This window comes from Thermovibrio ruber, assembly GCF_055380895.1.
The window spans coordinates 170,700-183,872 of sequence record NZ_AP042397.1 but is presented as its reverse complement, the minus strand read 5'-3'; the positions used below and the strand labels follow the sequence as shown (position 1 = coordinate 183,872).

The window sequence follows — 13,173 nt, the reverse complement described above, 5'->3', positions numbered from 1 at the left end:
ATGGAAGACCTTATAGTTGTAATCCCTGCAAGGATGGGCTCAACCCGACTTCCCGGGAAACCTCTTAGGGAGCTCTCCGGAAAACCCCTAATAGCGTGGGTTGTTGAAGCAGTTAAAAAGGTCGTTCCCAACGTTGCCGTTGCAACAGACAGTGAAGAGGTTGTAGAGGTCTCTGAGAGGGCAGGAGCAAAAGGGATTCTTACGCCATCGGAACTCCCCAGCGGAACCGACAGGGTCTACCACGCAGCAAAAAATTTACCCTTTAAATACATCATAAACGTTCAGGGAGACGAGCCTTTTATAAAGAGAGAACACATAGTCCCTGTATACGAAGGTTTAAAAAGAGGATATAAGTTTACAACCGTCGCAACTCCTTTTAAAAAGGCAAAAGAGGTAAAAGACCCGTCAAAGGTAAAGGTTGTTTTGGATAAAGAGGGGAGAGCTCTCTACTTCTCCCGCAGCCTCATCCCCTTTACGAGGGACGGAGAGATTAAGCCGGAAAACTATCTTAAACACATAGGAATATACGGTTTTACGAAAGAGTCTTTAAAAGAGTTTGTCAGCTGGGAAACGGGAAAACTGGAGAAACTTGAGAAATTGGAACAGCTGAGGATTTTGGAAAACGGCGGTGAGATTTTCGTCTCGGTTGTTGAACACGACAGCTTCGGAGTTGACACAGAAGAAGACCTTAAACTTGCCGAGAAATTGGTTAAGGGAGAGGTGTAGATGGCTTCAAAACTGATATTTGTAACCGGCGGAGTCCTTTCATCAATCGGAAAAGGCATAACGGCATCTTCAATCGGAACGCTCCTTGAGAGTAGAGGTTTAAAAGTAACAATCCAGAAGCTTGACCCTTACCTAAACGTTGATGCAGGAACGATGAACCCATACCAGCACGGAGAGGTCTACGTAACGGAGGACGGAGCTGAGACAGACCTTGACCTCGGCCACTACGAAAGGTTCACCTCTGCCACTATGAAGAGGATTAACAACGTCACCTCAGGGCAGATATACCAAGAGATAATCCAGAAGGAGAGGAAGGGAGAGTTCTTAGGAGGAACTGTTCAGGTTATCCCCCACGTTACGAACCTCATAAAGGAAAAGATAAGACAACTTATGTCTTCAGACGTTGACGTTGTTATAGTTGAAGTCGGAGGAACGGTCGGAGACATTGAGGGCTTACCCTTTTTAGAGGCCATAAGACAGCTTGGAACGGAAGTCGGAAAGAGCAACGCCATTTACATCCACGTAACTTACGTTCCATACGTTAAGGCTGCAGGGGAGCTGAAAACAAAACCTACACAGCACTCTGTTAAGGAGCTCCGGGCAATCGGTATCCAGCCCGACATAATTGTTTGCAGGGCTGAACGCTCAATCCCTTCATCAGTTAAGAGGAAAATCGCCCTCTTTGCAAACTTAAAAGAGCACGAAATAATAACGGCAAAAGACCTTCCAACCATCTATGAAGTTCCTTTAGTTCTCCGGAAGGAGAGAATTGACGATCTGATAATAGAGAAACTCCAACTCCCTGTAACCAGTGAACCAGACCTCTCTGACTGGAAGGAGGTCGTAAACAGAATTAAGAAACCTTCTCAGGGAAGCGTAAACGTTGCAGTTGTCGGGAAATACGTAGAGCTCCCCGATGCCTACAAAAGCATAATTGAGTCTTTTGTTCATTCTGGAGCGGCAAACGACGTCAAAGTTGAAATAAAGTGGGTAAACGCCGAGGAGTTAGAAAACAGAGAGAGAACTCCGGAGGAGCTCCTATCAGACGTTCACGGCATTTTAGTTCCCGGAGGGTTTGGAGAGAGGGGAGTTGAGGGAAAGATAAAGGCCATACAGTTTGCAAGGGAAAACAGAATTCCTTTCTTCGGCATCTGTTTAGGAATGCAGTGTGCTGTAATAGAGTTTGCTCGGAACGTTGCAGGCCTTGAAGGAGCCCACAGTGCAGAGTTTAGCTCAACAACTCCCTATCCCGTAATAGACTTGATGGAAGAACAAAAAGGGATAGAGGAGAAAGGGGGAACTATGAGGTTGGGGGCATACCCGTGTATTCTTAAAGAGGGGACTTTCAGCTACGAGGCTTACGGAAAACGAGAAATCTCAGAAAGGCACAGACACCGTTACGAGTTCAACAACAGGTTTAGAGAAACTTTAAAGAAGGCAGGGCTTGTAATAGCCGGGACCTCTCCAGACGGCAAGTTAGTTGAAATCGTAGAAATAAAGAACCATCCCTGGTTTGTTGCCGTTCAGTTTCACCCGGAGTTTAAGTCAAGGCCAAAAAGCCCCCACCCTCTCTTTGTAAACTTTGTGAAGGCGGCAAAAGAGTTAAAGGAAGAAGTTGAAGGTTAGGATACTTACACCTGAAGAGCTGACGACTATCGGAATAGGAGTTCCCCGGAAGGTCTACTTCCCCGAAAATTTAGGGGAGCTCCGCTCGCTCCTCAGAGAGAACTTTCCCATATTAGGAGGGGGATCAAACACAGTTCTCTCAGACAGCAAAACGCCTCTCATATCAACAGCCTTCCTAAACGAAATAAAGCTTGAAAACGGAAAAATAACGTTAGGGGCGGGGGTAAAACTCTCTCAAGTCCTAAAGCTTCAGCAAAGGAAAAAGTTTTCACTCTTTGAATTTTTAGCCGGAGTGCCGAGGGCTACCGTAGGAGGGTTGATTGCACAGAACGCAGGAGCTTTCGGCAGTGAAGTAAAGGATTTCCTTGAATCTGTTAGATACTTGGATAGAGAGACCGGAGAAGTTATAGAACTGACAGAAAAAGAGATAAAAAAACTGTTTAAATACAGAGAAACACCATTTCCGAAAATAGGAGCGGTTCTCTTTGCAACTTTCAGAATTAAACGCTGTGAAAATGTAAAAACGAGAATAGAGAAGTTTGTTAAACTAAGGCTCTCCAAACAGCCACATTTCTTTACAAAAACAGCAGGTTCAACGTTTAAAAACCCACCAAAAGACTCTGCCGGAAGGCTTTTAGATTTAGCAGGACTTAAAGGTTTCTCTGTAGGTAGAGTTTACTTTTCGGAGCTCCATGCAAACTTCACAGTAAACAGAGGAGGAGCAGAGTTCTCAGAGTTCTTAGAGTTAATAACCGTTGCAAGAGACAAGGTTAAAAGTCTATTTCAGGTTAAACTTGAACTTGAAGTTAGGATTCTTTAATATTAATATTTAGGTATGAATACTGTAATCATCAGTTCAAAAGACCCTATACTCAGGTTTGCAGTAGAGGAACTGAAAAAGCAAGCTCCTAAAGGTTTTGACTTTGCCCTTTTCTCTATTTCTCCCAACTACCCCTATCAGGACGTTCCTGCAACGATAGAGAAGGAGTTCGGAAGCCTAAACTACGTAGCTTTCACTTCATCTTCAGCTTTTGAGAACATAAGAGTAATAAACGACGGGATTGTAGGCTGCTTTTTTAAGTTCAGCAGTGCTAAAACGAAAGTTTGCACATTCGTAAAGAAGAACATCTCTAAAGAGAACAGGGAACAAACAGTAGAAGAGGTAAAGAAATACCTATCTCAGAAAAGCGACAATCTAAACATAATCATCGGAGACTTTATAGACGGAGAATTTCTCCTTCTCATTGAGGAGCTTGGGAAAGAACTCCTCAGAAACAGGCTGGGAGCTCCCCTTATGGGAGGTATCTTAGCAACGCCTTTAAAGGGAAATAAGAGGGAGAAGGGATACCTGTTCCACAAAGGCGCCGTAGTAGAAAATGGGTTCATAATAATAAGCTTTTCAAACTTAGACTTTCAGTATCAACTATCCTCTGGAGTTTTTAAAAAGGGACCTGTCTACACCGTTACAAAAACAGACGCTTTCAGGATATACGAACTCAACGGGAAATCAGCAGGATACCTTCCTAAAAGGCTACTTAAAGACATTAACCACTCAGATGAGAATCAGTTTCTACTCTGGTATACACCTTTTGGAATAGTTAACGAGGAAAACGAAATAGAAGCGCTGAGGTTAATAAGGGGCTTTTCGGACGACTACATAGAACTCTGGGGACCTGTAAAGGAGGGAGATAAGCTAAAACTCTCTATCGTTTTAAGCACAGAGTTAATAAGAGATGCTGAAGAGACGGTAAGAAAACTAAAGGAATCCTTCGGAATGGCCGACTTCTGCTTCAACTTTTCCTGCTTAGCCCGGAGGAAGATTTTAGAGCAGTTTGAAGGTGAAGAAAGAAAACTTTACGGAAGGCTCCTCAACGCTCCCCTCTTCGGTTTTTTTACCCACGGAGAGATAGCTGCGAAAAATGGAAGATTGAGAACACACAACCTGACATCTGTAACCGTAACTGTAAGGGAAAGGGATGGACTTTAAAGACAAAAAACTAAAACTCTTTCTCAACTACATAGAGGAGCTTAGAGACCAGTATGAGGAGCTCCTTGCTCAGAAAAGAAAGCTCCTTGTAGAGCTTGAGAAGAAAGCACTTTACGACCCATTAACAGGACTTTTCAACAGACACGCCCTTATAGGGTTCATCGCAAAAGAGATAGAGAGAATAAAGAGGGAAAAGGAAGAGAAGTTATTCATCATTTTCTTAGATTTAGACAACTTTAAGCAGGTTAACGACCTTTACGGCCACAAAAAGGGCGATATAGTTCTTAAACAGGTCGCTCAACTACTGAAAAAACACTTTAGAAAGTATGACATCGTTGCCAGATTTGGCGGAGACGAGTTTATGGTTGTCGTCAGGAACAGAGAAAAAGGAGAGGTAGAGAATATCCTTAGGAAACTGCAGGAGAGGATAGAGAAAATTTTTAAAAACTTTAAAATCTCTGTAAGCTACGGGATAACAGTTACTCCAGATGATGGAACAGATTTAGACAAACTAATAACATTAGCTGATAAAAGAATGTATAAGATGAAAGAGAAGAAAAAAAACACAGAAACTTGACAAATAATTACCCATGTCTATATTATTCAGCGTCTCAAGTGGGCCCGTAGCTCAGCTGGTAGAGCAACGGACTTTTAATCCGTAGGTCGGAGGTTCGAATCCTCCCGGGCTCACCATTAGCGTCCCCGTCGTCTAGCCAGGCCTAGGACACCGGCCTTTCACGCCGGCGACGCGGGTTCGAATCCCGCCGGGGACGCCAAACTGGGGCCGTAGCTCAGCTGGGAGAGCGTCAGGCTGGCAGTCTGAAGGTCGCGGGTTCGAATCCCGCCGGCTCCACCAATAGGGGCCCGTAGCTCAGTTGGTTAGAGCATCCGGCTCATAACCGGACGGTCGGTGGTTCGAGTCCACCCGGGCCCACCACTAATCCCTCCTTTCTCAATTCCAAACCGGAGAATAAAATGGCCGTGGAGCTCCTAAAAAAACTGATCTCCATCCCCTCTGTTTACGGAAACGAAAAAGAGATTGCCGACTTCTGTGAAGACCTCCTCTTAAAAGAAAAATATCTAGTTAAAAGAAACAGCAATACGCTGTTAGCCTATAAGGGTATAAACACCTCAAAACCTACCGTGGCGTTAGTAGGCCACTTAGATACAGTTCCCGGTGAAAACGACTACACAGGAAAACTGATTGACGGAAGGCTCTACGGCCTCGGTGCAAGCGATATGAAAGCTGGAGACGCGGTTATACTGAAGTTAGCACAGGATTTCTCAAAAGAAGAAAGCAGGTTTAACCCGATTTACATACTCTACGAAAAAGAGGAAGGGCCTTACGAAGAAAACGGCCTAAAACCTCTGTTTGAAAAACGGGAATTTAGAGAAATTTTAGAAAAAGTTAACTTCGCATTTGTTTTAGAGCCTACAGACAACGTCGTTCAGGTAGGCTGTTTAGGAGTTATCCACGCTTGGTTTAGGTTTACCGGAAAACGTGCCCACTCTGCAAGGCCTTGGGAAGGAGAAAACGCAATACACAAAGGGTGGAAGCTTTTAAGGGAGCTCTCTAAGCTGAAACCGAAACCCTACACAGTTAACGGCCTTACATACTACGAAGTTATGAACGCAACAATGACAGACTTTAAAGGTGGAAGGAACATAATTCCTGAGGAGTTCAGAGTTAACGTTAACTACAGGTTTTCCCCGACAAAATCGGTAGAGGAAGCAAAGAGCGACTTAGAAAAGCTAAAAAAACTGGTTGAAGCCGACAGACTTGAGTTTACAGACATCTCTCCCGCTGCAAGACCCTGTTTAGACAACCCGATTCTCTCTGAATTCGTTAACAGATTCAACGTAAAAGTTGAGACGAAACAGGCGTGGACGGACGTTGCTCAGCTATCGGCAAACGGGATAGACGCAGTAAATTTCGGTCCCGGTCAACCCTACCAAGCCCACCAGAAAAACGAATACGTAGAGGTTGACAAAGTAGAAGAGTGCTACAGAATGCTTAAAAACTTTCTCTCATATTAACCTTTCAAGGTCTGTAATTGTAAACTCACTGTGCTTTCTAAACTCTGCCCTCTCGTAGGGAAAGTCTGAACGGAAGTGTCCTCCTCTACTCTCTTCCCGCCTCATGGCGCTTACGGCTATGGCAAGGCCTAAGAGAGCTCCATTCCTCACTTCCCAAGGTGAAGAAGAAGAGGCAATCTCCGAAAGCTTATCTATGACCTTCGTCAATGACTGAGCACTCCTAACAATTCCTACGTTTTCCCACATAACACTTTTTATATCGTGGAGGGAGTAACTCTTCTCCACCTTCGGAGGAAAGGCCTCTTTTTTGATTCTGATTTCCTGAAAATCTAGGCGAAGATATCGCCAATCCCTGTACATTCCGTATGCCACACGGTTTCCAAAAACCAGACACTCTAAAAGCGAGTTGCTGGCGAGCCTATTAGCACCGTGAACTCCCGTGCAGGAAGCTTCCCCTACGGCAAATAATCCTTCTATAGATGTCCTGCCGAAAGTATCTACCTTAATTCCCCCTATGTAGTAGTGGGCAACGGGAGTTATAGGTATTAGGTCCTTCTTCGGGTCAAGTCCCTTCTCTTTCAGCTTCTTAACTATTGTGGGGAACCTCTCTTCAATGTCTATTCCCTTCTCCTCAATAGGCCTGAAGTCAAGGTAAACTTCACCGCCGGTTATCCTCTTCTGGCTCTCTATGGCTCTCGTAACAACGTCCCTCGGCGCCAACTCCCACAGGTGGTGGTAGTCTCCCATAAACCGGCGGCCAAACCTGTCTATGAGGAGAGCTCCTTCTCCTCTAACAGCCTCTGAGATGAGGAAACACTCTGAGTCGTCGCAAAAGGCAGTAGGGTGGAACTGAACGAACTCAAGGTCTTGAAGCGTTGCCCCGTACCTTAGGGCTATACCTATTCCGTCTCCCGTTGAGGTTGGAGGGTTTGTGTTCTTCAGGTATAGTCCGGCTGCCCCACCTGTAGCAATGGCCACTACCGGAGCGTAGAAAACTTTCAGTTTACCATCAACATTGGCCAGAACCCCGTAACATCTGTTGTTTTCTACGAGGAGCTCCCTCACCTGAGCCTTCTCAACAATAACTCCTCTGTAGTTCTCAAGAAGGGTTCTCTCAACCTCTTCACCAGTTTTATCCTTGTAGTAGACTATCCTCGCAACTGAGTGGGCTGCCTCCTTTGTAAACTTAAGGAGCCCCCTTCCATTGGTCTCAAAGCGGGCTCCCATCTTTATTAGATCTATAACCCTCTTAACTCCTTCCTCAACCAAAATCCTCGCCGTCTTAGGTTTAACAAGTCCTGCTCCAGCTCTCAAGGTGTCGTTAAAGTGGAGGTCCGGAGAGTCTTCCTTCGGAAGGGCTACGGCTATTCCCCCTTGGGCAAGGTTTGTGGAGCTCTCTTCAGGAGTTCCCTTGGTGAGGAGGCAGACGTTCAGACCTATCTCCTGGAGGGCTATTCCACAGGTCAAACCGGCTGCACCGCTGCCGACGACAACGGCATCGTAGGTTTCGGAAGGGAGCTCCAGAACGTCAAAATCGGTAAGGCTTTTCAAGTCAACCTCCCAAGCGAATAATGAAAGAGCCTTTTAACCCCATTCTTCTCAATTTCTCCCTGTAAAGAAGAGCTTTACTGTAAGTTCCAACAGGCCCTACAAGGACTCGGTAGTAGCCCTTCAAGTTTACAACTTTTGCCCTTAAGTTCAATCTCCTTGAAAGATTCCACCTATACCTGTAAGCGTTAAGTTTGTTTTTGAAAGCTCCCACCTGAACGTAAAAGTCTCCTGTAGCGGTGTTAACAGGCAAATAAGTGTGGTCAATCCTTTTTCCAAGGGCAATTATCTTTACCTTTGCCGTCCCCTTCTTTAACATTCCCAACTTTTTAGCAGCTGCGTAAGAGAGGTCTATTATCCTTCCGGGGACAAAAGGCCCCCTGTCGTTTACCTTCACAACAACGCTTCTGCCGTTCTCAAGGTTTATCACCTTAACGTAAGTCCCTAAAGGAAGGGTTTTATGGGCGGCGGTGAGCTTATACATGTTGTAGATCTCGCCGCTGGCAGTTCTACTTCCGTGAAATCCGGGACCATACCAGGAAGCTATTCCGACTTGAACAAAACCCTTTGAGCTCTTTCTTACACAGTAAGTCTTTCCGTCTACCCTGTAAGTATATTTACACTTTTTCTTGTAAACCTTTCCGGTATAAGCAGGGTAAACGACCAGAGGCCTTGAACCCCCGCAGCTAAAGAGAAAAAACACTGTGAATAAAAGACCTAACCATCTCATGGCAGTTAGATTTTAACCTAAGGAAACTATAAAATTGAAAAAACAAATCCGAAACGGAGGGAAAGAATGAGAGAACTCTCCTACCAGCAGGTCCTTGATGCCGTTAAAGATGCTGTGGAGATTGAACAGGATAGAGTAACGGTTAAAGACGAAGCCAAAGTTAAACAGGTTATTGACGACCTCATCTACACGGCCGTATTCGGCGAAGATAGGGCAAAAGAGCTCTCAAGGTGGCTCATAAGGGCAATCGCTTTAGATCTTGGAATCTTTCCTTCTTCAATCCACGACCTCTACACAAAAGGAATGGCAAACGAGGAAATTCCCTTCTGGTTTACAGTTCCTGCAATGAACATAAGGGGAATGACCTACGACGTTATGAGGCAGATATTTCAGGTTGCAGTTGAAAACAACGTAGGAGCCTTCATACTTGAGATTGCAAAGTCTGAAATTGGCTACACAGACCAAAGGCCTGCTGAGTATACGGCATGTGCCTTAGCAGCAGCAATAAAGGAGGGATTCAGAGGTCCCGTCTTTATTCAGGGAGACCACTTCCAGTTCAACGCAAAGAGCTACGCAGAAGACCCGGAAGCCGAGCTTGAGAAGATCAAAGCCCTTACAAAAGAGGCTATTGAAGCAGACTTCTACAACATAGACATAGACCCTTCAACGCTCGTTGACTACAGCAAACCGACACTTAAAGAACAGCAGTTCCACAACTACGTTAACACGGCAAAGATGACCGCCTACATAAGGGAGATTGAACCTGAAGGAGTTACCGTTTCCGTAGGGGGAGAGATAGGTCACATCGGCGGAAAGAACTCAACTCCGGAGGAGTTTGAGGCATTTATGGAAGGTTACTTGGAGGAGCTCCGTAAATACGGAGAAAACATTCCCCACATCAGCAAGATCTCCGTCCAGACAGGAACGGAGCACGGAGGCATTCCACTTCCCGACGGTAGAGTGGCAAAAGTTAAACTTGACTTCTCCGTCCTTGAGAAGATTGGAGATGTTGCCAGAAAGAAATACTCAATGGCAGGGGCCGTTCAACACGGTGCTTCAACCCTTCCAGACGAGCTGTTCCACAAGTTCCCCGAAGTTAAAACTGCAGAGATTCACCTTGCAACAGGGTTTCAGAACATCATATACGATCACCTACCAGAAGACTTTAAAAACAAAATCTACCAGTGGCTCAAAACAGAGCTGAAGAACGAGTGGAAAGAAGGCTGGACGGAACAGCAGTTTATCTACAAAACGAGGAAAAAAGCCTTCGGGAAGTTTAAAAAGGAGTTCTGGGATTTACCTGAAGAAGTTAAATCTCCAATGATGAAAGCTCTTAAAGAGAAGTTTCACTTCCTCTTTGACCAGCTTAAGGTTTTCAACACAAAGGAGATAGTAGAGAAATACGTTAAACCTGTGAAGATTTACAAGCCCAAACCGGAATAAATCCTTCAGCCCCCTCCATCGTGGAGGGGGATATTTCTGATTAAACAATTCTATGGAAACTCTCTTGAAAAAGAACCAGCCTTGTCAAGTTTAGTCCCGCAGACGTAGATAACACCTTCTTTACCTACTTTAGCCCAGTGTCTCGTTCCTGCCGGAACTCTCATCACGTCTCCCGGCTTTAGCGTTACAACTCCGCCTTCTGTCCCTATGTTTATCTCCCCCTCAAGAACCCACCTGACCTCATCGTAAGGGTGGGTATGCCAGTCGTAGAACGCTCCCGGAACATCTCTCCAGACGTAGAGGTTACCGTAGCCCATTTTACGGAGCTCTCTCAAAACTTCATCTCTGTCGGTAATTCCCCTCCTCTCTACCAAGACAGGCCTCCTTTCCAAAAATCTGAAACACTATAATAAGCAACAAACCAAGAAACGGGAGACCTTAATGCCGGAAGGATTGGTTGTAGAGAGGTCGGGACAGAAGATAACAGTTTACGTTCCAGAGGAAAGAAAGAACTACAGGGGTATACCCTTAGGAAAGGTAAAGAAGAAAGACAGGATTTACGCCGGAGACAGGGTTAAGGGAAAGGTTGTTGACAGCCAGACCTTTGCAATTGAGGAGATAGAGGAGAGGAAAAACTTACTAATTAGACCGCCGATATCAAACGTTGACAAGGCTGTAGTGGTTTCAACGATAAAGAACCCTCCTTTTCAGAACTTCCTCCTTGACAACCTGTTGGTCGTTTACGACCACCTTGGAGTTGAGCCGGTAGTTGTATTCAACAAGGTTGACCTGTTAAACGAGGAGGAGAGAAGGGAGCTTGAAAAGTGGAAGAGGATTTATGAAAACGCAGGTTATAGGGTTATAGAGACGAGCTCTGAAACGGGAGAGGGTCTTGATGAGTTAGGTAGGGAGCTCTCAGGAGTGGTTTCCATATTTGCAGGGCCTTCGGGAGTCGGTAAGAGCTCCCTCATATCCCGGCTGACAGGGGTAGAGCTCCAAACAGGAGAGGTGAGCAGGAAAACAGAAAGGGGAAGGAACACAACGAGGGAAGTAAGGCTAATTCCCTTCAAGGGAGGGTTTATAGGAGATGCCCCGGGGTTTTCAAGGGTTGAGGCCTTGAACTTTATGGATAGAGAGGAAGTTAGACTCCACTTCCCCGAGTTTCGAAAGTTCAGCTGTAAGTTCTCAAATTGTATGCACCTTGAAGAGACTGGCTGTGAAGTCAGAGAGGCCGTTCTTAGGGGAGAAATTCCCTGTGAAAGGTTTAAAAGCTACTTGAAGATGATTAAGGCCTTCGTCCCCTGGTTAAAAGAGACCTGCAGAGAGGGAGATTGATGAAAAAGGTAACTACGGCAACGTTTTTAGAAAAGAAGCAGAAGGGAGAGAAGATAACCGTTCTGACTGCCTACGACTACCTTACTGCAAAAATCGTAGACAGTGCCGGAGTTGACGCCATTTTAGTGGGAGATTCACTTGGAATGGTTGTTTTAGGATACCCTTCAACGGTTCCCGTAACTATGGAGGAGATGATCCACCACACGAAAGCGGTAGTCCGGGGAAGAGAGAGGGCAATGGTAATCTTTGACATGCCCTTCCTTTCCTACCAAACTGGAATAAGAGACGCAATTCTGAACGCCGGGAGAGCCCTAAAGGAAACCGGCTGCGACGCCGTAAAAATTGAGGGGGGGATAGAGCAGTCTGAAACGATAAGAGCCCTCGTTAACGCCGGAATTCCTGTAATGGGACACATAGGGCTTCAGCCACAGAGCGTTAACGTTTACGGCGGCTACAAACTGAGAGGAAAGAGCGAAGAGGAGAGGGAAAGACTGCTGAAAGACGCAAAGGCGGTTGAAGAGGCAGGAGCTTTTGCCGTCGTCCTTGAGAAAATCCCCTCAGAACTTGCAAAAAAGATAACGGAGAGCCTCTCAATACCGACGATAGGGATAGGGGCAGGTAGGTTCTGTGACGGTCAGGTTCTTGTTTTCCACGACATGGTAGGTCTTTTTGAAGACTTTAAGCCAAAGTTTGTAAAGCGGTATGCAGAGCTTGGAAAGGAGGCTAAGAGAGCCGTTAAGGAGTTTATAGAAGAGGTTAAAAAAGGAGAGTTCCCATCTGATGAGCACTCCTACTGAAATAATAAGAACAGAACAGGTCAGTAAACTCTACCCCGTTGAGAGAGGAACTTTCGGAAGGGTCAAAAGGTGGTTTAGGGCTCTAAACCGGGTAAGTGTAAAGCTCTTTCAGGGAGAGACATTAGGGCTAATTGGAGAGAGTGGAAGCGGAAAGACAACACTGGGGAAAATCATACTTGACATTGAGAAACCGTCGGAAGGTAAAGCCCTCTACAGAGGAAAGGATTTAAGAGAACTTAAAGGAGAAGCGTACAGACAATACAGGGTAAACGTTCAGACCGTTTTTCAAAACCCTCAGAGCTCCCTCAACCCCCGCTGGCGGATCTGGAAAATAGTAACGGAGGGGCTGAGGATAAACAACATCCTTAAGAGTAAAGAGGAACTGATAGAGAGAGGAAGGGAGCTCCTCTCTTTAGTCCACTTATCTGAAGAAACCCTGTTTAAGTATCCTCACCAGCTCTCGGGAGGTCAGAAACAGAGGGTAGCAATCGCCAGAGCTATTGCACTGAAACCGGAAGTAATAGTCGCAGACGAGCCTACGTCTGCCTTGGACGTCTCTGTTCAGGCTCAGATTGTAAACCTATTTTTGGAGCTCCAAAAGAAATTCTCAATCTCATACCTCTTCATCTCCCACTCAATCCCCGTTGTTGAGGCAGTAAGCGATAAGGTAGCTGTTATGTATAAGGGATACATCGTTGAAGAGGGGAAAACTGAAGAGGTTTTGGGAAAACCTGTACACCCTTACACGGAGCTCCTTCTTAACTCCCTTCCAGGAAAGAGGATTGAAGGGAAAGCTGCCGAACTTGTTGAAGCGTCAGAGTTTGCCGAGACAGGCTGCCCTTTCTACCCGAGATGCCCGAAGAGAAAGAAGGAGTGTCTGAACTTTAATGTAGAGCTGAGAAAAATAACGGAAACACACAGGGCTGCCTGTATTTTAATCTGAC

The 13,173-nt window shown here is 45.5% G+C and carries 13 protein-coding genes, 3 tRNA genes and 1 other RNA gene; 14 read left to right on the top strand and 3 right to left on the bottom strand.

The annotated features are described in order from the left end of the window. The 10 genes from kdsB to dapE all read left to right on the top strand — a co-directional run bounded on the left by kdsB (nucleotide 1) and on the right by dapE (nucleotide 6,376). The gene (gene kdsB, locus ACZ424_RS01035; protein ID WP_464904663.1) at nucleotides 1-726 is read left to right on the top strand and encodes a 3-deoxy-manno-octulosonate cytidylyltransferase; all 726 of its coding nucleotides are present in this window, start codon (nucleotides 1-3) and stop codon (nucleotides 724-726) included. Then, nucleotides 727-2,352, top strand: a complete 1,626-nt coding sequence (locus ACZ424_RS01030; protein ID WP_464904662.1) for a CTP synthase — start codon at nucleotides 727-729, stop codon at nucleotides 2,350-2,352. It begins immediately after the preceding gene. Further along, nucleotides 2,342-3,172 (top strand): UDP-N-acetylmuramate dehydrogenase, encoded by an 831-nt coding sequence (gene murB / locus ACZ424_RS01025; RefSeq protein ID WP_464904661.1) that lies wholly within the window; start codon nucleotides 2,342-2,344, stop codon nucleotides 3,170-3,172. The genes ACZ424_RS01030 and murB overlap by 11 nt, the downstream gene beginning before the upstream one ends. 15 nt (nucleotides 3,173-3,187) lie before the next feature. Continuing rightward, nucleotides 3,188-4,339 carry an FIST signal transduction protein gene (locus ACZ424_RS01020; RefSeq protein ID WP_464904660.1) on the top strand — a complete coding sequence of 384 codons (1,152 nt, stop codon included), beginning with the start codon at nucleotides 3,188-3,190 and terminating at the stop codon, nucleotides 4,337-4,339. Continuing rightward, complete coding sequence (locus ACZ424_RS01015) at nucleotides 4,329-4,916, top strand: GGDEF domain-containing protein (RefSeq protein WP_464904659.1); 588 nt, start codon at nucleotides 4,329-4,331, stop codon at nucleotides 4,914-4,916. Before ACZ424_RS01020 ends, ACZ424_RS01015 begins: the two co-directional genes overlap by 11 nt. 40 nt (nucleotides 4,917-4,956) lie before the next feature. Beyond that, nucleotides 4,957-5,032: transfer RNA gene (locus ACZ424_RS01010), tRNA-Lys, on the top strand. 5 nt (nucleotides 5,033-5,037) lie between these two features. Further along, a tRNA-Glu gene (locus ACZ424_RS01005) sits at nucleotides 5,038-5,115 on the top strand. Nucleotides 5,116-5,119: 4 nt separating this feature from the next. Continuing rightward, nucleotides 5,120-5,195, top strand: a transfer-messenger RNA (tmRNA) gene (gene ssrA / locus ACZ424_RS01000). A 4-nt stretch (nucleotides 5,196-5,199) separates the two neighbouring features. After that, a tRNA-Ile gene (locus ACZ424_RS00995) sits at nucleotides 5,200-5,276 on the top strand. 38 nt (nucleotides 5,277-5,314) lie between these two features. After that, nucleotides 5,315-6,376 (top strand): succinyl-diaminopimelate desuccinylase, encoded by a 1,062-nt coding sequence (gene dapE / locus ACZ424_RS00990; RefSeq protein WP_464904658.1) that lies wholly within the window; start codon nucleotides 5,315-5,317, stop codon nucleotides 6,374-6,376. Here the strand turns inward: dapE and nadB are convergent. Together nadB and ACZ424_RS00980 are read right to left on the bottom strand one after the other, a co-directional pair. Further along, on the bottom strand, nucleotides 6,368-7,927 hold the full coding sequence (nadB, locus tag ACZ424_RS00985) for an L-aspartate oxidase (RefSeq protein WP_464904657.1): 1,560 nt from the start codon (nucleotides 7,925-7,927) through the stop codon (nucleotides 6,368-6,370). The genes dapE and nadB overlap by 9 nt on opposite strands. A gap of 1 nt (nucleotide 7,928) precedes the next feature. Further along, nucleotides 7,929-8,627, bottom strand: coding sequence for a septal ring lytic transglycosylase RlpA family protein (locus ACZ424_RS00980; RefSeq protein WP_464904656.1), 699 nt, complete (start codon nucleotides 8,625-8,627; stop codon nucleotides 7,929-7,931). Nucleotides 8,628-8,720: 93 nt separating this feature from the next. Here ACZ424_RS00980 and ACZ424_RS00975 point away from each other — a divergent pair, with 93 nt between their 5' ends. Continuing rightward, nucleotides 8,721-10,097, top strand: a complete 1,377-nt coding sequence (locus tag ACZ424_RS00975) for a class II fructose-bisphosphate aldolase (RefSeq protein ID WP_464904655.1) — start codon at nucleotides 8,721-8,723, stop codon at nucleotides 10,095-10,097. Nucleotides 10,098-10,147: 50 nt separating this feature from the next. Here ACZ424_RS00975 and ACZ424_RS00970 read toward each other — a convergent pair whose 3' ends face one another. After that, nucleotides 10,148-10,471: a cupin domain-containing protein gene (locus ACZ424_RS00970; protein WP_464904654.1), complete on the bottom strand. Its 324-nt coding sequence runs from the start codon at nucleotides 10,469-10,471 to the stop codon at nucleotides 10,148-10,150. A gap of 67 nt (nucleotides 10,472-10,538) precedes the next feature. Here ACZ424_RS00970 and rsgA point away from each other — a divergent pair, with 67 nt between their 5' ends. The 3 genes from rsgA to ACZ424_RS00955 are packed head-to-tail and all read left to right on the top strand — an operon-like array spanning nucleotide 10,539 to nucleotide 13,172. Beyond that, nucleotides 10,539-11,432, top strand: a complete 894-nt coding sequence (gene rsgA, locus ACZ424_RS00965; RefSeq protein ID WP_464904653.1) for a ribosome small subunit-dependent GTPase A — start codon at nucleotides 10,539-10,541, stop codon at nucleotides 11,430-11,432. Beyond that, nucleotides 11,432-12,229, top strand: coding sequence for a 3-methyl-2-oxobutanoate hydroxymethyltransferase (panB, locus tag ACZ424_RS00960; RefSeq protein WP_464904652.1), 798 nt, complete (start codon nucleotides 11,432-11,434; stop codon nucleotides 12,227-12,229). Before rsgA ends, panB begins: the two co-directional genes overlap by 1 nt. Continuing rightward, a complete protein-coding gene (locus tag ACZ424_RS00955; protein ID WP_464904651.1) occupies nucleotides 12,213-13,172 on the top strand; it encodes an oligopeptide/dipeptide ABC transporter ATP-binding protein in 960 nt (319 codons plus the stop codon). The genes panB and ACZ424_RS00955 overlap by 17 nt, the downstream gene beginning before the upstream one ends. Nucleotide 13,173: the final 1 nt, after the last annotated feature.